The following is a 22,461-nucleotide window of genomic DNA, read 5'->3' on the forward strand; positions in this document are numbered from 1 at the left end:
GAACGTGGGGGACGTCAGCGAGAGGCTCAGGAGGACAATAGCCCCGCATGCGATCAATCGGCCGTGAAGCCCTGGCGATTTCTTTGTGACAACGCGTCATGAGCTGAGTCCGCATGCCGCGTTCATCACGCCCATCGATGCCTCCCGGACGGGACATCCACCTGGATGCCGTGCGCGCGCTGCCCGTGGCCTGGGTGGTGGCGGTCGGCTGGGTGCCATATGCGACATCCCGTCGCAGGCGGTCCCTGCCTCCCCCTTGACCAATGTCAAACCGGCCGCCGGCACGCGGGGTTATCTCTATGCAGGACCCGAACATGCCGGCGTTTCCGGCAGCCACAAGGACCCTGCAATGCACGACACCCCCGACAACAGCCAGCTCCTGAACGCCCTGCAGAAGGTCATGGTGATCTCCACCACTGACCTGCAGGGCAACATCACCTACGCCAATGATCTGTTCTGCACGCTCACCGGCTTCGCACGTGAAGAACTGATCGGCCAGCCGCACAGCATCGTGCGCCATCCGGATGTGCCCAAGGCCGTCTACAAGGACATGTGGGACACGATCAAGGCCGGCGGCATCTGGACCGGCATCGTGCCGAACCTGGGCAAGGGTGGCGTGCTCTATGTGGTCGACACCACCGTGCAGCCGCTGTTCGACGCCGAAGGCAACATCACCGCGTACATCAGCATCCGCCGTGTGGTGAACGACCTGATGCAGGACTTCGAGCAGGTCGAGTTCAGCAAGGAGAAATTCGACGACTTCTACGAGGCCGCGTGAACACCATCGCTGCCACACCGGTTCGCCGCCTGCTGGTGGGTTTCGCCTCCGAATCGGGCAATGCCCGCGCCCTGGCCCAGCGCCTGGGCGCGGACCCTGGCCTGCAAGCGCTCGCGCCGCAGGTGCTGCCGTTCAACGACATTGACGTTGCCAGCCTGGGCCAGGGCGATGTGCTGCTGGCGATCTCCAGTTCGTTCGGCGACGGCGAGCCGCCCGCCAACGGCGAACGCTTCTTCCAGAGCGTGTGCCAGACCGGGTCGCTGCCCGGCCTGCGCTACGCGGTGTTCGGCCTGGGCGACACCGGCTACCCTCGATTCTGCGGCTTCACCCGAGCGCTGGACGCGGCGCTGAGCGAACGCCAAGCGCAGCCGCTGCTGCGACGGGTCGACGCCGACCTCGGCTATGAACGGTTCTTCCAGCAGTGGCAGCCGGTGCTCCGCCAGGTACTCGAGGGCGATGCCGCCGCCGGCCAGGACCTGCATCTGCAGGTTACCGCCTACGGTGACGACAATGCCTTCGCCGCGCCCATCGTCGAGCGCCACCGCGTCAACAGCAGCGATCCGGCCGCATGGCACCTGCAGCTGGATATTGCCGGCAGTGGCATGGCCTACCGCGCCGGCGACACGGTGCACGTGCTGCCGGACCACGACCCTGCACTGCTGCAGGCCCTTGCCACCTGGTACGGCGACAATGCGGCCATCGCCATGCTGCAGGACCGCGAACTGCGGCTGCTGGGCAGGGGCGTGCTGCGCGAGCTGGCCAGGCTGGGCGGCAGCGAGCGGTTGAAGTCGCTGCTGAAGGTCAGCCAGAAGCGCGAGCTGGATGCCTACCTGCACGGTCTGGACGTGCTGGATATCCTGCAGGACCACGCCAGCCCGGACCGCGTGCCGCTGGCCAGGCTGCGCGACCTCCTGTCAGCGCGCCTGCCACGGGCCTACTCTATCGCCTCGCATCCCGGCAACGGCCAGCTGAGCCTGTGCATACGCGAAGTGCGCTACAGCCTGCGCGGCCGCGAGCGTTCCGGTACCGCCACCGGCAGCCTGCTGCGGGGGGGCAGCCACGCCCGCGTGTACTGCCGCTCCAATCCCGGCTTCCATCTGGCCGACACCAGCAGCGCGCCCCTGCTGCTGATCGGCACCGGCACCGGCATCGCGCCGCTGATCGGCCTGGTGCAGCAGGTGCAGGCCAATGGCTGCGGACGCGAACTGCATCTTGTGTTCGGCGAGAAGCATTGCGAACACGATTACCTGTATCGCGAGCAGCTGCAGGACTGGCATGCGCGCGGCGTGCTCGCCGGCCTGCATCCTGCCTTCTCGCGTGACGGAACCGAAAAGGTGTATGTGCAGCATGTGCTGCGGCAGCGCGCCCGCGAAGTAAGGCAGGTGTTGTCCCGCGGCGGGCACCTGTACCTGTGCGGCAACAAGCGCCACCTGGAAGACGCGGTGCGCGAGGCCATCGACGCCATTGGCGGCCAGGGGCATTGGGACCTGCTGCGCGGGGAGGGCCGCATTCACTGCGAGCTGTACTGACCCTGCATCGATTCGGCCGGCCGTGGCCCGGCACGAGCGCATGCATCAATCGCCGACGACCCGGCCGTCCGCCATGTGCGCGACCTGCTGGCCGAAGACGACGGCATCCTGAGGATCGTGGCTGATCAGCAGCAGCGGAATGCCGGTACTGTCCAGCACCGCCGCCAGCTCCTCGCGCAGGTGCTGGCGCAGGTCGTGGTCCAGTGCAGCGAACGGCTCGTCCAGCAGCAATGCCTGCGGTTGGGTCACCATGACCCGCGCCAGGGCCGTACGCTGACGCTGGCCGCCGGAGATCTGCGACGGCAGCAGATCCCCCACGTGGTCGATACGGAACGCCTGCAGCCACTGCTCGACGACGTCGAAGCGCTGGCCGCGGCGTGGATTGAACCAGCTCCGCTGCAGCCCGAACGCCACGTTCTGGCGCACGCTCAGGTGGGGAAACAGCGCGTAGTCCTGGAACACGTACCCCAGGCGACGCCGCTGCGGTGGCAGGTCGACCCGCGCGTGGGAATCGAACAGCACCTGCCCCTGCAGCGTCACATGGCCCTGTCCGGGACGCAGCAGTCCGGCCACGGCCTTGAGCGTCAGGCTTTTGCCTGCCCCGGACGGGCCGAACACCACCACCTGGCGCTGCGTGCACTGCAGCGTGACGTCCAGTTCGAAGACCTGGCCCGCTGCCTGCATCCGGCGCTGCACCTTCAGGTCAAGCCACATCGCGCAGCTCCCTGCGATGCCCGCCCACCAGGCGTGCCGCCAGCAGCAGGATGACGATGCACACTACCGACGTCAGGATCACGAGCGCATTGGCCCTGCCGTCCTGCCCTGCCTGCACCGCCTCGTAGATGGCGATCGACAGCGTCTGCGTACGACCCGGGATGCTGCCGGCCACCATCAGCGTCGCGCCGAACTCACCCATCGCCCGGGCAAACGCCAGCAGGAGGCCGGCGAGAATGCCGCGCCAAGCCAGCGGCAGCGTGATGCGGAAGAACACCGCCGCCTCCGACACGCCGAGCGTGCGCGCGGCCTGCTCCAGCTGCCCGTCCACATCCTCGAACGCCGCGCGTGCGGGCTTGAACACCAGCGGCAGCGAAGCCACTGCCGCGGCGACCACCGCCGCCTGCCAGGTAAAGATCAGGTTGATGCCGAACCACGACTGCAACCACGCGCCAATGGGGCCGTTGCGCCCTATCAGCACCAGCAGGTAATAACCGAGCACCGTCGGAGGCAGCACCATCGGCAGGGTCAGCAGCGAATCCAGCAGTTCGCGGCCGGGGAAGCGCCGACGCGCCAGCAACGCCCCCAATCCAACGCCCAGCACCAGATTGATCGCCGTGGCCCAGCCGGCGACCTTCAGCGACAACCCCAGCGCGCTCCAGTCCAGGTCCATCCGTCAGGGCTTGCCGAACCCGTGCCTGGCCAGGATCGCCTGACCTTGTGCCGACCGCACGAAGGTGGCGAAGCGCCTGGCTTCGGCTGGCTGCGTGCTGGCCCGGGTCACCGCCAGCGGATAGGCGATGCGTCCGGACACCGGCACTGCGAAGGCACGACGCACGCGGCCGGCCATGGCCTGTGCGTCGGTGGCGTAGACGAAACCGGCGTCCACTTCCCCCCGCGCCACGTAATCCAACGACTGGCGCACGTTCTGCGTGGTGACGATCCTGCCCTGCACCGACGGCCACAGGCCCGCCGCTTCCAGCGCACCCTTGGCATAGCGGCCGACCGGCACGCTGTCCGGGTTGCCCAGCGCGAGGCGCCGCACGTCGGCACCCGCGAGATCCTTCAGGCTACGCGGCCCGCCCCTGGTCTGCGGCGGCACCACCACCCACAGCGCGTTCACAGCAAACACCTCGCGGGTACCGGCAGCCAGCAGGCCCTGCCGCTGTGCCTGATCCATGGTGACTTCGTCGGCCGAAGCAAACACATCGACCGGTGCGCCCCGGCTGATCTGCTGCAGCAGCACGCCGGAGGCGGCGAAGTTGAAATCGACCCGGGCGCCGGGATGGGCCTTCTCATAGGCGGCACCGAGTTCACGGAAGCTCTCGGTCAGGCTCGACGCCGCCGATACCGTCAGCTCGGCCGCGTACGCCGGCAGCGACGCCAGCACCCCCAGCACTACCAGTCCCGCTCGCGTCATCGTCGGCTCCCGGCCAGATTCAGTTCGGATCGGATTCATCGGCCGATGCCAGCAATGCCAGGCGCTCGGGCTGCAACAACAGGATTTCCCGCTGCCTGACCGCGATGATCCCATCATCGCTCAGCCGGCGCAGCACGCGGCTGGCGGTTTCCGGTGCCATCCGCAGGTAATTGGCGATCTCGGTGCGTGCCATCGTCAGGTTGAACCGGGTGGCGGAGAACCCGCGGCGTGCGTAGCGCTCGGACATGTCCAGCAGGAACGCGGCCATCCGCTCTTCGGTGCGATGGTTGGCCGCCAGCAGGGCAACCTTGCCGATCTCCGCACTGAGCAGGCTGAACAGCCGCGCCTGCAGGCCCGGCAAGCGGGTGGCCAGCAGGCTCAGCCTGGGGAATGAGATCCGGCACAGGTACACGGTATCCAGCGCCACGGCATTGCAGGGAAAGCGCGCCTCGTGGATCGCGTTCAGGCCGATCACCTCACCGGGCAGACTGAAACCGAGCACCTGCTCGTTGCCCTGGCTGTCATCGACAAACGTCTTGACCATGCCGGCACGCACCGCCGCGATCGAATCGAACGGCTCGCCGGCGCGGAAGATGTAGTCGCCCGCGTGGAACGGGCCGACATGGTCGACCAGCACATGCAGTTCGCCCAGCGCGGCCTTGTCATACCCCTGCGACATGCAGGCATCGGAGAATGCACAGGTACTGCAGAAGTGCAGCGCGTCGCCGTCATCGGCAGCGGCGGGGTTCGGCGTCGCCGCGCCCTGGCGAACCTGTGGGGACGGAGTGGAGAACATCACGGAATGCCTGGATGAAGGCCTTCATCATACGGCAGGCGTGCCACGGCCGGTCTCACGGCGGCGGACGCTGCCCCCGCCGCTGATGGCCGCGCTGGCGCATGCTGTCGCGCACATCCACGTCGAACTGAAGCTGCAACGAACTTTCATCATCCAGCGCGATGGAAAATTCCAGACCATCACGCGACGGCAGTCGTGCTGCCAGCCCCTGCACTGCATCGCGCGGCAGCACCAGCCGGCAGACGGTGCCACCGTCCAGCAGCACCGCCTGGTCACCCCCATGCAGCGACAACGCGGTTCCCCACCCGCCCGTGCCACCAAACCGGGTCAGGTTCTCCAGCGAGTCGCCGGCCAGCAGTGCTGCCAGTTCCTCTTCATCGACACGCAGGCGCATGGATTGCCGCTGCAGCTGGACTTTCATGTTGCGATGGACTCCCAGTCGGCCCCGGTATTGCAGTTGAACAGCAAGGCACGCTCATTCTCAGGCAGCGGCAACGCCGTCGCCGGCAGCCGCTCCTGCAGGGCACGCAGCGAACGCCGCGCCTGTGGATCTTCGATCAAGGTCCGCAGGGCCCGCCGGCAATGATCATCGATCTGCAGACACATCGGCAATGGCTCGCCGGAGAACACGCTGCAGGCGGAAGGCACCCCGTGCAGCCGATGCAGCAGGGCGCCGGTCAAGCTGGGCATGTCCACCGGCACCACCCACGCAACGGTATCGGGCATGGCCAGAAACACGCTGTAAAGCCCGCCCAGCGGGCCGCAGCGCGCGACCTGGTCGGGAATGCCATCGAAGGCCGGATAGTCACCGCTCACCCACACCCGCTGCGCACCGGCCGCGATCAACACATCACGCATGTGCTCAAGCAGGGTGCGCCCGCGCCAGGGCAGCAGCGCCTTGTCGCGGCCCATGCGGCTGGACAGGCCTCCAGCCAGCACGATGCCGTCAATGGCCGTGCTCGTGGTCATGGCCATGTGCGGGCGTGCTGTCCGCATGGCACAGGCTGCAGCCCTCGCTCCAGGCGCTGTCGCCATCCTCGTAGTGTTCCTGCTTCCAGATCGGGCACTGGTGCTTCACTGCCTCGATCAGCTGCCGGCACGCGCGGAATGCTTCGTCCCGGTGCGGGCTGCCGGCGGCCACCACCACAGCCACATCGCCGATGCCCAGCCGCCCCCTGGCATGCGCCACATACAGCTTCAGGCGCGGCCCGAACGCCGCCTCCACCTCGGCCGCCAGGCGCTGGATTTCGTTCAGCACCAGCGGCTCGAACAGGTCGTAAGTGATGCCCGTGACCACCCGACCGACGTTCACGTCACGTACCTTGCCGATGAACACGTCGATACCGCCGAAACCCGGGTCGGACACCGCGGCGATCCCTTCTGCCGGGTCGATCGCCCCGTGCGCCCGGTCCACCACCTTCGCAATCGGCTTCGCGTCCATCGCTCAGCCCCCGCTCACCGGCGGCAGGATGGCCACGCGGCCATCCTCCGGCAGCACATCGTGATCGCGCAGCACGCGCTGCTGGTCGGCGAAGGCCGAATAGTCCAGCAGGCCGGCACGGAAACCGGGCCAACGCACCGGCAGCAGCTCGCGCAGCGCCTGGCGCAGGTCGGCCACGGTCGCACCCGGCACCTCCAGCGTGATCTCCCGACGGTCATCCAGATCGGAGAACGCACCGAACAACTGCAACGTCACCTGTTTCATTCCCACTCCCTGCCCGTCAGCTGCACCGGGTCGGCGTGGCCCCAGCCCTGTACGCGCACCGCGCTGCCGGCCGGAACCAGATCGCCCTCGTCCTCCAGCACCACCCAGGCGTTGGCCTGCACCATGGACATCAGACGGAACGATTCCTGTCCGGACAGCACCCGCGCGCTCAGCTGGCCCTGCTCGTCCAGCTCCACCCGCGCACGGGCGTGGACGCGCAGGCCGGGCGGCTTGCGCACCATCGCCTGCAGGGGAAGCCGCAGCACCGGTTCCTGCGCCAACCCCAGCAGCCGGCGCAGTACAGGCTCGACAAAGAACCGCTGCCCCACAGCCGCCGACACCGGGTTGCCCGGCAGGCCGAAATACAGCGCACCGTCGGGCAGTACCGCAAACAGCAGCGGCTTGCCCGGACGGATCGCCACTTTGTGGAACACGATGCGCGCCCCGCGCGCGCGCAGTGCGTCGGGCACGAAGTCGTAACGGCCCGCAGAGACCGCACCGGTACTGACCAGTACCCGCGCCCCCGCCGCCAGCGCCTTGTCCAGCGCTGCATCGAACGCGGCCACATCATCACCGACGGTGCCCTGCCACACCACCTCAGCTCCGGCCGCGTGCAGCCGCCCGACCAGGTAGGGGCGGTTGCTGTCACGGATCTGCCCGGACGCCAGCGCCTGCGCCGCCTCGCATACCAGCTCCTTGCCGGTGGCAATCACCGCCACCGCCGGTCGCGACATCACCGCCACCTCGCCAACGCCAAGGGCGTGCAGCAGGGTCCGTGCGTTGATATCCACCCTCTGTCCGGCCCGCAGCACGCACTCGCCTTCGGCTACGTCCTCGCCCCGCAGACGTACGTTCTGGCCCGGCCTGACCACGCTCTTCAACGCGATCCGGGTCGGACGGCCCGCTTCGCTGGCGAGGATCTGCACGTTCTCGATCGGTACCACCGTGTCCAGGCCACCGGGCATGCGCGCGCCGGTCATGATCTCCCAGGCGCCCTCGCCGCCTTCGGCATCGCCATCACCCGCCGCCTGCCAGCCCTGCACCGTGAATTCGGTACCCGACTCGAACGCCACCCCGTTGGCGCGCAGCGCAAAACCGTCCATTGCCGAATTGTCGAACGGCGGCAATGCCTGCGCGCTGTGGATGTCACTGGCCAGGGTGCGGCCTGCGGCCTCCTGCAGGGGCAGACGCTCGGCGGGAAGCGGCGTGGCCGCCTCCAGCAGGTGCTGCAGTGCTTCACTGTAGAGAATCACGCGTGGTCACCACCCTCGACCATCGCCAGGGCGTGGCCCAGCACCGGCGCCAGGATGTCCAGGCACTGCGCTGCCGCCTTCAAGCTGCCGGGCAGCGCGAACACCAGCATGCTGCCCAGTTGCACCACCTCGGCGCGGCTCAGCCAGGCCATCGGCGTGTGCTGCGCGCTCAGCGCCCGGACCATCTGCGCCAGGCCATGCACCGGCCGCGCGTTCAACGAACGCAGCGCCTCCGGGGTGAGGTCGCGCGGGCCCAGACCGGTACCGCCAGTGCACAGGCACAGGCGCACGCCGTCGGCGGCCAATGCCTGAAGGCGATCCGCCAACGGCTCGATGCCATCGGGCAGCACGTCGGCAGCCACCACCTCGCCGCCCAGCCTGTTCAGGCCGGCCACCAGGGTCGGGCCAGAAACATCCTCATAAGTGCCTGCGCTGGCACGGTCGCTCAGGGTGATCACCGCGCAGGCCGCGCCTTCCAGGCCCTTCGGCGCACGCGGTCTGAAGCGCGCGCGCTCGGCATCATCCATGCCATCAGGATGCAGCCACAGGCCGCGCTTGCCGCCCTCCTTGAACAGCAGGCGGATACCTTCGATGCGCAGCGCCGGTTCCACCGGCTTGCTTAGGTCGTACAGGGTCAGCAACGCCGCGTTGACGCCGGCCAGCGCTTCCATCTCCACACCGGTACGCGCCTCGCTGGCACACTCGCACCAGACCCGGATGGCGTGCCGTTCCGGCACCGGCGCGCAGAACACCTGCACAAGCTCCAGCGGCAGCGGATGGCACAGTGGCATCAGCATCGACGCCATCTTCGCCCCCTGCAGGCCGGCGATCTCGGCCATGACCAGCGCATCGCCCTTCGGCAGGCGACGCTCGACGATCAACGGGTACGCCAGCGGACCGGCATGCAGTTCGCCCACCGCCACCGCCCGCCGGCGACTGATGCGCTTGTTGCGGACATCGGCCATATGGAATGCCGCGTTCAGTTCCCCACTCATCGTGCTGCTCATCCTCCGATGGAAGCCAGGTGCGGGGTCAGCCCGGTCCGGCCCTGGTGCAGGCCATGCCCGGCCGCTTTCAGGCCAAGCTGGGTGGTGATGCGCGCCAGCAGCGCGTCATGGTCGTCATCGTGCTGCAGCAGCGCGCGCAGCGGCACGCCGAAGTCGCCGAACAGGCACAGCCGCAGGTCTCCCCTGGCTGTTACCCGCAAGCGGTTGCAGCCCTTGCAGAAATCGCGCGAGTACGGCGCGATGATGCCGATGCTGCCACGATGGTCCGGATGGCCGAACTCGCGCGCCGGGCCGGCATCGGCCGCCCGTGCACGCTCGCGCCAGCCGGCAGCCAGCAACTGCTCGATCACCCCGTCGGCACGCAGGTGATGCTGCTGGAAATAGGCTTCGTTGTCGCCGGTCCGCATCAGTTCGATGAAGCGCACGCTGAAGGGACGGTCGCGCAGGTACGCCATCCACTGCGGCAGCTCATCGTCATTGAGGCCGCGAAGCAGCACCGCGTTGAGCTTGATCGACGACAGGCCCAGCGCCTGCGCCAGGGCCAGGCCCTGCTCGATCTCCGGCAGGCGGTCATGCCCGGTGATCGCGGCAAAACGTTCGCGCCGCAGACTGTCCATGCTGACGTTCAGCGCCGTCAGGCCGGCGCGGTGCCAACCCGGCAGGCGACGCGGCAACTGCGTGCCGTTGGTGGTGATGGCCACTTTGCCAATACCCGGCACCGCTGCCACGGCCGCGATGATGTCATCAAGATCCTTGCGCAGGCTGGGCTCGCCACCGGTCAGCCGGATCTTGCTCATGCCCAGCGCCGCGAAGGCGCGGACCAGGCGGCTGATCTCCTCGACCTGCAGGAAACGCGGGCGGCCATCGGCCTGGTACCCCTCCGGCAGGCAATAGCCACAACGGAAGTTGCAGGCTTCGGTCAACGACAGACGCAGGTACGGAAAGCTGCGTCCGAAACCGTCGGTGAGTTGGCTCATGGCTGGTCCACCTTCTTGCTCCACCGTCCTGCCTGTTGCCGCGTGATGTCGGCGCATCACAGCATGCGGCCTGCGCTGCCACGGGAGTGTGACTGGGCCCATCATGAACGATTTCCGGCAGCGGATGCACGCTGCCGGGCAACAGGAAGAGCCGCAGCCAGTGTCCGGATGGATGCGCGCCAGGCTGACCGCGCCGCCCACCGGGCCGGCGGTGGAGCGTCTACCTGCGGGCAGATCGTGCGCGCTTGCCGCCGTTGTGCTGCGCAGCCGCGCGGCTCTGTGCGAACTCGGGGAAGGTCTGCTCGATCGGGTCCACGTCCGGCAGGATGTAGAACACCCCGCCCCGCTCGAAGGTGGAACGGATGATGCGTTCGTAGAACTCCGGCGAGACGTTGATGCAGCCGTGGGTGACGCGGTTGTCGTCCGGCGACGGCGACGCCAAGCGCTCGACACGCCTCTCTGCCGGAACGCCGGTCGCGGTCGGATGGATGGAGACTGCGGACTCGTAGTCCACCCACAGCACCCGCCCTGCATCGATCGAAGGGCCGTAGCCGCCCACGAAGCGACCTGCAGGCGTGGTGCGGTCCCGTCCCGGAATGGCACGCAGGGCGAGACCCGCAACGCCGGGCGCGGTGTGGTCGCCGGTCGCTGAACCGAACAATGCAGGGGCCGCGCCGCGCAGCCGGCCGTCTCCACCGAACACCAGGATCTGCGCGGCAGCCTTGTCCATGACCGCGAACGGATAGCCTTGGCTGTCCTTGGAAGCCACGACCCAGCCCGCCAGTTCGATCACGGTTTCGGAGACATCCTGGCCGGGTGGCAGTTCATCAACGGCGGCCGACGGCGGCGCGACGGCATCTTCCGCATTGACGACACCGACCACCAGGAACGCCAACGCCACTGCCAGAGCAGCGCGATGGGCATGGCGCGCAAGGGATGAGTGGGTATGGATGGGAGCATTCCTCGAAAGCTGTGTTACGGGAGGACACCAGTGGCCGCTGCGGCCACTGGGCCCCTGACTCCGATGTTCAGGCTACAGGCGGTCAGCCGCGCGGGGTGCGGCGAGGTGCCCGTTCAAGCTGCTGGACTCGGCCTTCGATCTGATCCAGACGCTGGTTGGCCTGCTGCGCCGACTGATTGGCCGACTCGGCGCTCTGCGCCGCACCCTGCACCTTCACATCAAGCTGGTCGAGCCGCGAGTTGATCGTTGCGAAATCGTCCTTGTAGGTGGCGCAGGCCCCAAGGCCTACGGTGGCGACAATCGCCACACCGAGCGTACGTGCCATCATCAGGTGCTGCTTGGTAAGAATCATTCCACTCCCTCCTTCGTCTGGGGTGTCTGGAATATAGCGGCGTTTCGGCACACTCTCCGATTGGCTTTCAGCTACAGGTGGAAGACGTGGACGTCGCGTGAAGACCCCGTCTCAACCACGTCGCCAAGCGAATCCGGCGGCAATCGCCAAGGATGCCGCGATCACCAGCGAGGCCACCACGAACGCGGTGCGCACCTCCGCGGGCGTTGCCGTGTCAGGCGCGACGGCGAAGAACACACCGCCCACCAATGCCACCGACAGCGCCGCACTGATCTGCAGTGTCGCACTCACGATGCCTGCGGCCAGCCCGGCGTGGCGGGCATCCACATGGTCCACGCTCTGCTTCACCAGCGCCGGAAGCGCAATGCCCTGTCCTGCGCCGATCAGAAACAGCGGAAGCGGCAGCCACGACGGCATGTCCAGCAGCGCGAGCGTTGCGACCGCCAGCAGGCCCGCAACCTCCATCACCATCCCGTGCGATGCACCCTGTGCAGCCAGCCGCCGGAACGCCGAACCACACAGCGGCCCGAGAAGGAAACCCAGCCCCAACGGCAGGATCGCCAACCCCGCCGACGCGCTGCTGCGCCCCAGCGCGGACTGCTGATACACCGCGAAGACGAGAAAGAATGCAGCCAGCGCGTAGAAGAAGAATGTCGCTGACAGACTGCGCCTCAACCCGCGTATCTGCAGCAGCGATGGCAATACCAGCGGCATCTGCCCACGCCCCACGCATCGCTGCTCATGCCTCCAGAACAACAGCAGCAGGGGGCCGCTTGCCAGCAGCAGTCCTACGCACCACCACGGCCACTGGCGCTGGCGGCCCTCGATGATCGGTACCACCAGCGCCAGCAACGACGCCGCCAGCGCCACCGCTCCGACAGCGTCCAGCCGTGCTCCCTGGCGGGCGTGCGACTCACGCAGCAGCACGAATGCAGCCGGCACCGCGGCTGCGATGATGGGAAGATTGATGAGGAACACGCTCCTCCACCCTGTTCCCCACAGATCGGCTGTGACCAATACACCCCCGAGCAGTTGCCCGCCCACCGACGCGAGGCCGAAGGTGGCGCCATACAGGCCAAGCGCACGGCGCTTCTCGCTGTCCGGGAACAGGGCATGGATCGATGCCAATGACTGCGGGGCCATCAGCGCGGCCGACATCCCCTGCAGCAGCCGTCCGGCCACCAGCACTTCAGCCGCAGGCGCCAGGCCGCACAGCGCCGATGCCAGGCCAAACCCCAGCATGCCTGCGATGAACACCCGTTTCCTGCCGTAGATGTCGCCCAGCCGGCCTCCCAGGATCAGGGTCACCGCGTAGGCCGTGGCGTAGACCGAGATGACCAGCTGCGAGACATCCGGGGGCGCGTGCAGATCGACACGGATGGCCGGCAACGCGACATTGACGATGAAGAAGTCGAGCGGCGGCAGCAGCGTGCCTGTCAGCAGTACAGCCAATGCCATCCAACGGCGCGGATCGGGCGACACGGGGCCCGCAGCGTCAGCCGGTAGATTCATGTCATCCCCCCACTCAGCGCATGCCGCCTGAGGCAAGCAGGGTGTCGCCGCTCATCCATCGCGCATCATCGGAGGCGAGAAACGCAACGATCGGCGCCACGTCCAGTACCTGGCCTGTCCGGCCCAGTGGTGTCTGCGCCAGATTCCAGGCCTGGAACCCGGAATCGACGACACCCGCAGCATGTGTGCCCTCGGTCTCGATCAGGCCGGGATTGACCGCATTGACACGGATACCGCGCGGACCAAGCTCCCTGGACAACACGCCGGTGATGGCGTCCATCGCGCCCTTCGAACCGGTGTAGATGGCGCTGTCCACCGGCAGGATGCGGGTCACGAATGAACTGATGTTGATGATGCTTGCACCGGGCCGCAGATGGGGAACGGTGGCGGCAGTGACCAGCAGCGGGCCCAGCACATTGATGTCGAACTGGTGGCGATAGAGCGCCTCGGTGGTGTCCTCGATCTTCGCGAACCGGTACACGCCCGAGTTGTTCACCACCACATCCAGCCTGCCGAACGCATCCAGGGCCGTGGCCACCAGTGCATCGACCTCGCGTGCGTCACGCACGTCGGCGCGCACCGCCAGCGCCCGACCACCGGCGGCTTCGATATCGGCAACGACCCGTTCGGCGCCCTCCCGGCTCGAGGCGTAGTTGACGACGACGCTGGCGCCGTCGGCCGCCAGGCGGCGGGCAACCGCAGCGCCAATGCCCTTCGAAGCGCCGGTGACCAGCGCGACCTTGTCTTTCAGCGTGTTCATATCAAGCGGATCCAGTTCCAGGGGGAGGCGGTCAGTGCGACCGGGGCCCATGCTGGACCTTTCAAACTTGTATGTGGACTGACACTGATGCACATTTGCCGTACATTTTTGAACGGGCATGATCATGGAATGGGGTGATGTCCGTGTCTTCCTGGCGATCGTGCGGGGCGGGTCTCTGGGTGAGGCGGCCCGGCGCCTTGGTGTCAGCCATCCCACGGTGGGCCGCCGATTGAAGGCCCTTGAACAGCACGCCCGGCAGCCCCTGCTGCGGCGGACGCGGGACGGGCTGGTCACGACCGATGCCGGTGATGCGGTGCTGGCCCTGGCCGAAGCCATGGAGAACTCCGCCCTGGCCATGGAGCGCCGCCTGGAAGGCAGCCCGGGCCGGCTGGAAGGCATTCTGCGCATTTCGAGCGCGGACTGGTTTGCCTGCCACGTGCTGACGCCCGTGCTCGCCGAACTGGTACGCCGGCATCCGGCGGTGGTTCCGGAACTGATCGCCAGCTATCGACTGCTTGACCTGTCGCGCCGCGATGCCGACGTCGCGTTCCGCATCGTGCCGTTCAGTGAGCCGGACATCGTCCAGCGCCTCGTGATGACCCTGCCCTACGGCCTGTATGGTTCGGTCTCGACCATCGCTCGGCTGCAGGACGACCCCGATTCGGTCGGACTCATCCTGATGAACACCGCGCAGTCGCACTTCCCCGACGTGGAATGGTTGCTGCAGCGGTTTCCGCGTTCGCCGCGCGCATTCACCAGTACCAGTCGCAGTGTCCAGGCGCAGATGTGCCTGCACGGTACCGGTATCGCCGTGCTGCCCCGTGCGTTGGGTGACGCGATAGCCGGACTGGAGCGCATCGAATCACACGGGACGCCCCCTTCGCGGGGCATCTGGGTGGGCTATCACCAGGATCTGCGCCACATGGACCGTCTGCGTGCCCTGCTGGACATCCTCGATTCGACACTGCCGCCAACAGGCGCCGCCCCCTCGGCAGGGAAACAGACAGCATGATTCCGTTCACGGGCGTTGGCCTATGGTCCACCTCACCAGGCCGGCAGGACCGGCCACTGACAGGAGGATGCCATGAGGACCCGACACGTCGTACCTGCTCTGATGGTGGCACTGCTCGCCGTCGCACCGGCCTGGGCGGATCCGCCGCACCACGCCCGCGGAAACGGTCCCCCACCGCACGCAGGCGGGCCGCACAATCGCGACGCACCGCCGCCAGGATGGCAGAAGAAGGCATGGCGGCGCGGCGATCATCTGCCGTGGGCGGAAGTGGATCGTCGCTACTGGGTGGATGACTACGCACGCTACAGGCTGCGTGATCCCGGCCGCGGCCAGCGCTGGGTCCGCCAGAGCGACACCGAGTATCTGCTTGTTGAAATCGCCACCGGCGTGATCGTCGACGCGCTGCGTCGGTGAACGCAGCCCTGGCTGACCCATCGGGCGCAGACGCGCGATGGGTCAGCCCTTCCTGCGCTGCCTGCCGCTGCTGCGTCCAGCGGTGGGCGCTGAAGGGCTAGTTCGGCAGCGCGCGCGCGTTACCGTTTGGCCGCAGATGGAGCTGCCCGGTTCTGGTATCCAGCAGGATGTTGAAGTTGCGCAGTGCTTCACTGCCCAGCGTGCCGTCGGCATTGGATCCATCCTCATCGATGGTGAACGACACCTTGGGCTGTTCCAGTCGCAGCCCGCCCACATCGGCCGATGCGATCCGTGCATCGACGGCCCGGATCTTCCTGCCCGCCGAGCCGCTGAACTGTGAGGTACCGATGGTGCGGGTGAACACCTCCTGCAGTCGGTGGCGCGAGCTGTACGCATGACCCAGATCGATGGCGCCGTTGCTGCCGGTGTCCACGAACAGCCAGGCCGCAAGTGTCGAGCCACCCTCACGCAGAAGCACTTCGATGGCGGGCGTATTGTCGATCCAGCTGACGTTCGCGCGGGTGTATCCGTGCAGATCCGGCAACCTGTCGTGCACGTGCAGCAGCTTGCGGTCGTAGTCGATCTCGATGATGCGCCCCGCGAAGAATGTCCAGCCAAGCACGGCGTCGAACGGACGCTTGCCGTAGTCGATCACGGCCGCCCCCATCGTCCGGCGCATGTCTCCCACGACGACCGTGTTGTGGGTACTGTAGTCCACGAAACTCACGCCGTCGGAGCCGGTGTTCTCGGAGCGGTCATCGACCTGCATCGACGCCGCCCTGCGGGTGGCAACCGTGACTGCCAGTCCGTCAGCGCCGGTGTCGACAAGAAAGCGCAGCGGTCCTGACTGGTTGATCCGCCCTTCCACATAGATCCGGTGATCCTTGTCCTGCTCGAAAGGAAGGGTGATCGTCCCGGCCGCGGCGCGGGACTGCGGAAGAACAAGCAGCCCCGCAACCAGGGCGACGTACCACGAACGTATGGACTGGCGCATTGATGGCTTCCAGTGGAGGGCAACGGCAGATTGCCGCCTGCCTTGGATGCGGCAGGGGTGCAGAAGGTTTAGACGCCTGCCGCGCTGCCCTCGATGATTCCGGACCGAAGCAAACCGGCGCCCGGCGCCCGCGGCCCCGTGTTGCCATCCGGCGCTGACGTCGGCGACCGCAGCATGCACGGGCCGTTGACGTCGCAATGCCAGACTGCTGGAGCGCGCTCCACCGTGGAGCGCCGTTGGTCGTGCGATCTTGGGGGGATCGGCAATGCCCTACTTCACTGATTCGACCGAGGTGGCCGTCGAGGGTATCGGCGCGGCGCGGCGCATCGGTTGGATGCGGTTCGTCGGCAGCAGCCTGGCGGCCCTCCCCCTGGCCTCCATCCTGCTCGAACGCCAGGATGGTGTGTGGCCATGGACGCTGCTGCTGCTCAACGCGCTGGCATGGCCGACGATCGCTCTGGTCCTCACCCGGCGTTCCCCCGAGCCGGCCGCCACCCAGTTCCGCTGCATGGTGCTCGATTCCTTCTTTGGCGGCGCGTGGATCGCGTTCATCGCCCTCAGCATCGTGCCCAGCGCACTGTTCACTGCCCTGCTGGTGGCCGACAAGATCGCAGCAGGGGGAGTACGGCTGGCGCTGCGGGCGACGCTGGCGCTGGTGCTGGGTTTTGGACTCGTCTGGTTCGCGCTGGGCTTCCCCTACCAGCCGACCACCTCGCAACGCAGCATCATGCTGAGCATGCCGTTCCTGTTCGTGTACGGCATCGGCCTCAGCATCCTGAGCTGGCAACTCGCGCGCCGGGTCAAATCACAGAACCGGCAGCTGCGGCGGCTGAGCCGGATGGATCCGCTGGTGGAGCTGGCCAACCGGGGCTTCCTGATCCACCGTGCCCAGCAGGCGCTGGACAAATCGCAGCGCCACGGTGGCATGGCGTGCCTGTTGATGCTGGATGTGGATGACTTCAAGCGCATCAACGACTCGCAGGGGCATCGCGCCGGCGATCAGGTCCTGCGGAATATCGCCACGACACTGCGCGAATTCGCCAGCCCGGCCGATACAGCTGCACGGCTCGGGGGGGATGAGTTCGTCGTGCTGCTGCGCGACTGCGCCGCGTCAGACGCCATGCAGATGGCGGCACGCATCCGGCAACGCCTGCACGAGAACGCACGCCGGACAGGACCGGCGAGCGATTTCAGTGTCAGCATGGGAGTCGCTGCGAGCCCGCGACACGGCAGTGTCGAGGACTGGCTGGCACTGGCCGACCGAGCCCTCTACCACGCCAAGCGGCAAGGCAAGGACACTGCCAGTTTCGCCGAGTAATGGCCGCGTAGCAGCGTCATCCTGATCGGTCGCATTCCCGGTCGGGATCAGTGCGCCAGGGCGAAATCCAGGCCCGCACAGACCGCCGCGACCTGCGCGTCGTTGCACTCCTGCGGGTGGGTACGCGGACTGTCCGGGTAGACCTCCGTGGTGGTGGCAAAACGCGCATCGGTGAATCCGGCGCAGGCCCCGATCGAGCGCGATTCACCCCATACCACGCCCGGTGACTGCAACGGCAGGCCGACCAGGTTGCCTTCGGCATCGGCCGGGGCGATATGGGTGATCGGCGCCACGGCGGCGATCAGCGCCTGCTGGAATGCCGGTTGCGGGTCTTCGCTGTTGCCGATCACGTAGAAGCCATCGGGAATGGTGTCCCGCTCGAAGGGCTTGCCATCACGGGCGCAACGGGCCGGGTCGAACTCGTGCAGGTCGCTGTCGGTGGTTTCGTGCAGGTCCAGGTGCACCCGGATGTCGGCCTTGCGCCCGGCCACCCAGCGCATCAGCGAGGCGGCTTCCTCGATCAGGCCGCCGTCGCGGAAGCTGCGGTTCGGGTCCAGGGCAGCGGGGTTCCAGCGCTGGATGCGCTCATAGCCCCACGGACTCACGCAGGGGGCCACGATCAGGTTCAGACGCCCCAGGTAGCGCTCGGCCTGCTGCTCCAGGAACTGCAGGGCACCGTGTACGCCGCTGGTCTCATAACCATGCACGCCGCCGGTAACCAGCGCCGTCGGCAGTGCCGGGTTCCAGTCGTGGTTGACCACGGCGAACAGGGGATAGTGGTCCGGCGCGTAATCGAGCTGCCCGTACTGGATCACGTCGAAACGCTCGTCCAGGCGTTCCAGCGCCGCCACCACATCGTCATGGTAGCTGCGCTGGCGTTGCTGGCGGGCCCGCCACTGCGCGCGTTCCGGATCGCCCCAGGGCTGTCCGGGGGTGCCGATCGGGTAGAACTGCGCAACAGTCATGGGTGCTCCAGAGGTCGAACGTGGTGAGTGCAGCCGGTCATTCTAAGCCTTGTGGCGCCTGCGGGCCCGCCCACCCGTCCCGCCCTTCATCCAGCCAGGCTCATCTGGCTGTAAAATCAACGGTTTTTGGCCCCTCACCCCTTGATGGCGAACGCAGCGCAGACGGTCCTGGGTGGACCGGATTTCCTTCGCCTGCTCGCCCGTCTCAGCGACGGCGCGATGCCGGCCACCAGTCCCGTCCTGACCGATCGCCTCGGTCAGTGGGTGGACTGGAGCCGTGCTGTCGCGCTGTCGACGGCACTGGGCGGACGCGTGCCTGCAGCGGCGGACGCGGGCGAGGCGATGGACGACCTGCTGGCCGACTGCGAGCAGGCCCATGCCAGCCTGCTGGCGTCGATTCGTGACGATGCCGAAGCCGAGCGCCTGCTCGATCTGGCCGAGGCGGCCGCCACACCCACCTTTGCCTCGTTGCGGCAGCGCTACCGGGTACTGCAGCAGGCCATCCAGACCGCGACCGGGCGCCTGCGCGGACGCCTCCGTGACCAGTTGCTGCGGGCCTCGCCCGAGTTGGCGCGGCTGGCCGAGATCGACGCCGTGATGGAGCAGACCCTCAGCCCGCGCGAGCACAGCCTGCTGGCCATCGCCCCGGCAGTGCTGGGCACCCGCTTCGACCGCGTGCATGGCCAGCCTGGCTGGCGCACCGCATTCCGCCATGACATGCGCTCGCTGCTGCTTGCCGAGCTGCAGCTGCGCTTCCACCCGATCGAGGGGCTGCTGGCAGCCCTGCGCTCCCACTGACCCGGAACACCATGTCCAGAACTGCTTTCCCTGTCGTTGTCTTCCTTGTCGGCCTGCTGGCCGTGTGCTGGATCGGCATCGGCTACGTTTCGGTGCACCCGTTGGGTGCAGCGGTCGCGGCGGTCATTGCCGCCTGCTACATCGCCGGTGGTGTGGAGCTGTACCGCTATCGCCAGGCCAGCGCGGGCCTGCGCGATGCCCTGGGCGATCTGTCCGCCGCCGAGGAGCGCCTGGCACCCTGGCTGGAGCGCGTGCCGGCAAGCCTGCGCAATGCCGTGCGCCTGCGCGTGGAAGGTGAGCGCACCGCCCTGCCCGGCCCGGTCCTGACACCGTACCTGGTCGGCCTGCTGGTGCTGCTGGGCATGCTCGGCACCCTGCTGGGCATGATGGACACCCTGCGCGGCACCGGCCTCGCCCTGCAGAGCGCCACCGACATGGCCGCCATCCGCGGCTCGCTGGCATCCCCGGTACAGGGCCTGGCCGTCGCCTTCGGTACGTCGATTGCCGGTGTCGCCAGTTCGGCCATGCTGGGGCTGCTTTCGGCGCTGTTGCGCCGGGATCGCCTGCAGGCCGTGCAGCAGCTCGACCGTGCCATCTCCGGCCCGCTGCACCCGTATTCGCAGGCGTGGCAACGCGCCGAATCCCTGCGACTGCTGCAGGCGCAGTCCGCAGCGCTGCCGGCCCTGGTCGACCGCCTGCAGGCGATGACCGGTGCCTTCGAGCAGCACAGCCTGGCGGCCAACGAACGGCTGCTGGCCGGCCAGGCCGAGTTCCTCAGCCAGAGCCAGGCGCTGCAGGAGCGCCTGGCGGCCTCCCTCCAGCAATCGCTGCGCGAAGGCGCCGAAGCCAGCGCAGCGGCCATCGGCGGTGCCCTGCAGCCGATGGCGGAAACCACGCTGGCTGGCCTGGCCAGCCACGGCCAGGCCCTGCATGCGCGCGTTGAACAGGCGGTGCAGCAGCAGCTGGCCGGGCTGGCGGACGGCTTCGAGCGCAGCCGCGTATCGACTGAAGCCAGCTGGACGCGGGTGATGGCCGAACAGGCCCAGGCACAGCAGGCGCTGGTGACCGACCTTCGCCAGCATCTGCAGGCCTTCAGCGATGCCCAGGGTGCACACGGCGAAGCAGTGGTGGCACGCATCGGCGAACGGCTGCAGGCGGATGCCGACCGCCAGACCGACGCGTGGCGCACTGCGGCCGACCAGCAGCATGCGCTCAACACCACGCTGGTCGAGCGCCAGCAGCAGGCACTGGAGGCGGTCAGTCAGCATCTGGACGAACGGGCCCAGTCGCTGCTTCACGCGCTTGAAGAACGTCATGCAGCCAGCCAGTCGCTGCTGCAGGACCACGAGCAGCAGCGCCAGGCGCGCTGGGAGGCCGCCAGCACCCATCTGCAACAGGCCCACGCCGCCCTGCAGGCACAACTGCAGGCCGGTGACGAACAGCGCCTGCAACGCTGGAGCGACGCGCTGCACACCCTGTCGAACGATCTGGCCGAACGCCTGCACGCCAATGGAGAACGCCTGGCTGCGCAGCAGCAGCAGATCTGCGACACGCTGGCGGAGACCGCGCAGCAGATCGGCGAGAACGGCCGTGCCCAGGCCAGCGCAACGCTCGCGGAAGTCTCGACCCTGCTGCAGACGGCTGCCGCCGCACCGAAGGCCGCTGCCGACGTCATCAACGAGCTGCGCAGCACGCTCTCCGAGAGTCTGGTGCGCGACAACGCGATGCTGGAGGAGCGCGGCCGCCTGCTGGCGACGGTGCAGACCCTGCTGGATGCGATCAACCATGCCTCGCATGAACAACGCAGCGCGGTCGATGCACTGGTGGGCGGCTCGGCGGAACTGCTGGAGCGCGTCGGCAACCGCTTCACCGACCACATCGCGGCCGAAACCGGCAAGCTCGACGGCATCGCTGCACTGCTCGATGGCAGCGCCACTGAAGTCGGCCACCTTGCCGGCGCCTTCGGCGACGCCGTGGCCCAGTTCGGCGCCGCATCGGCCGAGCTGTCGGGCCGGCTGGAACAGATCGGTGGCGCGCTGGATGCCTCGCTGGCCCGCAGCGACGAGCAGCTGGCCTATTACGTGGCGCAGGCGCGCGAGGTGGTCGACCTGAGCCTGCTGTCGCAGAAACAGGTGATGGAGGAGCTGCAGCAGTTGGCCGCGCGCCGCGGCAAGGCCGGCACCGCATGAGCGACGAGCTGGAGGTCGACGGCGGTTCGCACGCGCCGATCTGGGCGGCATTCGGCGACCTGATGTCGGTACTGCTCGGCGCGTTCGTGCTGATCCTGGTCGGCGTGGTAGCGGTCCAGCTGGAACTCTCGCAGCGGCTGGAGGATGAAGTCAGGCAGCGCCAGGCCGAAGCCAAGCGCCTGCAGACGCTGGAGCAGGCACTGGCCGGCCCGCTGGCGGCGGGCCGGGTGACGCTGGTCGATGGCCGCATCGGCATCAGCGGCAGTGTGCTGTTCGCCCTCAATTCAGACCAGCTGCAGCCGGAGGGCCAGGAGCTGCTGCGCAGCCTGGCCGCACCGCTGGCTGCCTACCTGGGCAGCCGCGAAGAGATTCTGATGGTCAGCGGCTTCACCGATGATGCGCCGGTGCGCGAAGGCAACCGTCGTTTCGCCGACAACTGGGAACTGTCCGCGCAGCGTTCGCTGACGGTGACCCGTACCCTGATCGCGGATGGCGTACCGGCCGATGCGGTGTTCGCCGCCGCCTTCGGCAGCGAGCAGCCGGTCAGCTCCAATGCCAGCGAAGATGGCCGCGCGCGCAACCGCCGCGTGGAGATCGCGCCGATTCCCAGGCCCAGGGCACCGGATGGCAGATAAGCTGCCAGCGCTGGAGGGGCTGCGTGCACTGGTGCGCGATCTCGATGCGGGGTCGCGCTCGCTGGCGGACTACCCGCAGGTGCCGATGCTGCAGCAGGTGCAGCACGAGTGGTCGGAGCTGCGCAGTGAACTGCAGGTGCGCCGTTCGCTGCGCACCGAGGCCCCCGCCGACGGCGGCCCGCTGAACTCTGCGGTGCTGGTGCAGCGCATGCTCGATTCGATGCAGGCCGCCAGCCCCGGCTATCTGCGCCACTTCATCGATTACGTCGATACCCTGTCGTGGTTGCAGGCGCTGCAGGACGGTGCGGCCAGTGGCGGTGATGCGGCGAAACCGAAGCGCGCGCGCAAGCCCCGCAACCCCGGTTGAGGCCC

The 22,461-nt window shown here is 67.9% G+C and carries 26 protein-coding genes; 9 read left to right on the top strand and 17 right to left on the bottom strand.

The genetic code is table 11. The features are described from left to right. The first annotated feature begins 349 nt into the window (after positions 1-349). A complete protein-coding gene (locus ACZK08_RS11230; RefSeq protein WP_065176127.1) occupies positions 350-778 on the top strand; it encodes a PAS domain-containing protein in 429 nt (142 codons plus the stop codon). Next, positions 775-2,307, top strand: coding sequence for a flavodoxin domain-containing protein (locus tag ACZK08_RS11235; RefSeq protein WP_065183004.1), 1,533 nt, complete (start codon positions 775-777; stop codon positions 2,305-2,307). The genes ACZK08_RS11230 and ACZK08_RS11235 overlap by 4 nt, the downstream gene beginning before the upstream one ends. Before the next feature lie 45 nt (positions 2,308-2,352). Here ACZK08_RS11235 and ACZK08_RS11240 read toward each other — a convergent pair whose 3' ends face one another. The 15 genes from ACZK08_RS11240 to ACZK08_RS11310 all read right to left on the bottom strand — a co-directional run bounded on the left by ACZK08_RS11240 (position 2,353) and on the right by ACZK08_RS11310 (position 13,764). Then, positions 2,353-3,021: a sulfate/molybdate ABC transporter ATP-binding protein gene (locus ACZK08_RS11240; protein ID WP_065183005.1), complete on the bottom strand. Its 669-nt coding sequence runs from the start codon at positions 3,019-3,021 to the stop codon at positions 2,353-2,355. Then, positions 3,011-3,694 carry a molybdate ABC transporter permease subunit gene (gene modB, locus ACZK08_RS11245; protein WP_065176130.1) on the bottom strand — a complete coding sequence of 228 codons (684 nt, stop codon included), beginning with the start codon at positions 3,692-3,694 and terminating at the stop codon, positions 3,011-3,013. The genes ACZK08_RS11240 and modB overlap by 11 nt, the downstream gene beginning before the upstream one ends. Positions 3,695-3,697: 3 nt before the next feature. Beyond that, positions 3,698-4,441 carry a molybdate ABC transporter substrate-binding protein gene (gene modA, locus ACZK08_RS11250; protein WP_065183006.1) on the bottom strand — a complete coding sequence of 248 codons (744 nt, stop codon included), beginning with the start codon at positions 4,439-4,441 and terminating at the stop codon, positions 3,698-3,700. Positions 4,442-4,460: 19 nt separating this feature from the next. Further along, entirely contained in the window at positions 4,461-5,237 is a 777-nt protein-coding gene (locus ACZK08_RS11255; RefSeq protein WP_065183007.1) for a helix-turn-helix domain-containing protein, read from the bottom strand. A gap of 55 nt (positions 5,238-5,292) precedes the next feature. Further along, positions 5,293-5,658 carry a hypothetical protein gene (locus ACZK08_RS11260; RefSeq protein WP_065183008.1) on the bottom strand — a complete coding sequence of 122 codons (366 nt, stop codon included), beginning with the start codon at positions 5,656-5,658 and terminating at the stop codon, positions 5,293-5,295. Continuing rightward, positions 5,655-6,212, bottom strand: a complete 558-nt coding sequence (gene mobA, locus ACZK08_RS11265) for a molybdenum cofactor guanylyltransferase (RefSeq protein ID WP_065183009.1) — start codon at positions 6,210-6,212, stop codon at positions 5,655-5,657. The genes ACZK08_RS11260 and mobA overlap by 4 nt, the downstream gene beginning before the upstream one ends. Then, positions 6,184-6,678, bottom strand: coding sequence for a molybdenum cofactor biosynthesis protein MoaE (locus tag ACZK08_RS11270; RefSeq protein ID WP_065183010.1), 495 nt, complete (start codon positions 6,676-6,678; stop codon positions 6,184-6,186). Before ACZK08_RS11270 ends, mobA begins: the two co-directional genes overlap by 29 nt. A gap of 3 nt (positions 6,679-6,681) precedes the next feature. Beyond that, positions 6,682-6,942, bottom strand: coding sequence for a MoaD/ThiS family protein (locus ACZK08_RS11275; RefSeq protein ID WP_053519765.1), 261 nt, complete (start codon positions 6,940-6,942; stop codon positions 6,682-6,684). Beyond that, positions 6,939-8,195, bottom strand: coding sequence for a molybdopterin molybdotransferase MoeA (locus tag ACZK08_RS11280; RefSeq protein WP_065183011.1), 1,257 nt, complete (start codon positions 8,193-8,195; stop codon positions 6,939-6,941). Before ACZK08_RS11280 ends, ACZK08_RS11275 begins: the two co-directional genes overlap by 4 nt. Next, positions 8,192-9,190 (bottom strand): bifunctional molybdenum cofactor biosynthesis protein MoaC/MoaB, encoded by a 999-nt coding sequence (gene moaCB, locus ACZK08_RS11285; protein WP_065183012.1) that lies wholly within the window; start codon positions 9,188-9,190, stop codon positions 8,192-8,194. The genes ACZK08_RS11280 and moaCB overlap by 4 nt, the downstream gene beginning before the upstream one ends. An 8-nt stretch (positions 9,191-9,198) precedes the next feature. Then, complete coding sequence (moaA, locus tag ACZK08_RS11290; RefSeq protein WP_065183013.1) at positions 9,199-10,179, bottom strand: GTP 3',8-cyclase MoaA; 981 nt, start codon at positions 10,177-10,179, stop codon at positions 9,199-9,201. Between the two features lie 220 nt (positions 10,180-10,399). Continuing rightward, on the bottom strand, positions 10,400-11,080 hold the full coding sequence (locus ACZK08_RS11295) for a L,D-transpeptidase (protein WP_065183014.1): 681 nt from the start codon (positions 11,078-11,080) through the stop codon (positions 10,400-10,402). A 142-nt stretch (positions 11,081-11,222) separates the two neighbouring features. Then, the gene (locus tag ACZK08_RS11300) at positions 11,223-11,492 is read right to left on the bottom strand and encodes a hypothetical protein (protein ID WP_053519770.1); all 270 of its coding nucleotides are present in this window, start codon (positions 11,490-11,492) and stop codon (positions 11,223-11,225) included. A gap of 111 nt (positions 11,493-11,603) precedes the next feature. Next, positions 11,604-12,950 carry an MFS transporter gene (locus tag ACZK08_RS11305; protein ID WP_196768766.1) on the bottom strand — a complete coding sequence of 449 codons (1,347 nt, stop codon included), beginning with the start codon at positions 12,948-12,950 and terminating at the stop codon, positions 11,604-11,606. Between the two features lie 67 nt (positions 12,951-13,017). Beyond that, positions 13,018-13,764 (bottom strand): glucose 1-dehydrogenase, encoded by a 747-nt coding sequence (locus ACZK08_RS11310; RefSeq protein WP_065183016.1) that lies wholly within the window; start codon positions 13,762-13,764, stop codon positions 13,018-13,020. 118 nt (positions 13,765-13,882) lie between these two features. Here ACZK08_RS11310 and ACZK08_RS11315 point away from each other — a divergent pair, with 118 nt between their 5' ends. Together ACZK08_RS11315 and ACZK08_RS11320 are read left to right on the top strand one after the other, a co-directional pair. Beyond that, the gene (locus ACZK08_RS11315; protein WP_231107812.1) at positions 13,883-14,776 is read left to right on the top strand and encodes a LysR family transcriptional regulator; all 894 of its coding nucleotides are present in this window, start codon (positions 13,883-13,885) and stop codon (positions 14,774-14,776) included. Between the two features lie 72 nt (positions 14,777-14,848). Further along, positions 14,849-15,190: an RcnB family protein gene (locus ACZK08_RS11320; protein WP_053519774.1), complete on the top strand. Its 342-nt coding sequence runs from the start codon at positions 14,849-14,851 to the stop codon at positions 15,188-15,190. A gap of 97 nt (positions 15,191-15,287) precedes the next feature. Here ACZK08_RS11320 and ACZK08_RS11325 read toward each other — a convergent pair whose 3' ends face one another. Beyond that, a complete protein-coding gene (locus ACZK08_RS11325; RefSeq protein WP_231107813.1) occupies positions 15,288-16,364 on the bottom strand; it encodes a retropepsin-like aspartic protease in 1,077 nt (358 codons plus the stop codon). 85 nt (positions 16,365-16,449) lie between these two features. Between ACZK08_RS11325 and ACZK08_RS11330 the strand changes: the two genes are divergently transcribed. After that, entirely contained in the window at positions 16,450-17,502 is a 1,053-nt protein-coding gene (locus ACZK08_RS11330; RefSeq protein WP_065183018.1) for a sensor domain-containing diguanylate cyclase, read from the top strand. 47 nt (positions 17,503-17,549) lie between these two features. On the opposite strand, the gene ACZK08_RS11335 is transcribed toward ACZK08_RS11330, so the two are convergent. Continuing rightward, a complete protein-coding gene (locus ACZK08_RS11335; protein ID WP_053519777.1) occupies positions 17,550-18,467 on the bottom strand; it encodes a M14 family metallopeptidase in 918 nt (305 codons plus the stop codon). 144 nt (positions 18,468-18,611) lie between these two features. Between ACZK08_RS11335 and ACZK08_RS11340 the strand changes: the two genes are divergently transcribed. The 4 genes from ACZK08_RS11340 to ACZK08_RS11355 are packed head-to-tail and all read left to right on the top strand — an operon-like array spanning position 18,612 to position 22,456. Next, positions 18,612-19,265, top strand: coding sequence for a DUF3348 family protein (locus tag ACZK08_RS11340; protein WP_065182918.1), 654 nt, complete (start codon positions 18,612-18,614; stop codon positions 19,263-19,265). Positions 19,266-19,276: 11 nt separating this feature from the next. Beyond that, positions 19,277-21,454, top strand: coding sequence for a DUF802 domain-containing protein (locus ACZK08_RS11345; protein ID WP_053517789.1), 2,178 nt, complete (start codon positions 19,277-19,279; stop codon positions 21,452-21,454). Beyond that, complete coding sequence (locus ACZK08_RS11350; protein ID WP_053517790.1) at positions 21,451-22,089, top strand: OmpA family protein; 639 nt, start codon at positions 21,451-21,453, stop codon at positions 22,087-22,089. Before ACZK08_RS11345 ends, ACZK08_RS11350 begins: the two co-directional genes overlap by 4 nt. After that, on the top strand, positions 22,079-22,456 hold the full coding sequence (locus ACZK08_RS11355; RefSeq protein WP_065182919.1) for a DUF2894 domain-containing protein: 378 nt from the start codon (positions 22,079-22,081) through the stop codon (positions 22,454-22,456). The genes ACZK08_RS11350 and ACZK08_RS11355 overlap by 11 nt, the downstream gene beginning before the upstream one ends. Positions 22,457-22,461 lie beyond the last annotated feature (5 nt).

This window comes from Stenotrophomonas sp. 112478_Sma, assembly GCF_056479905.1.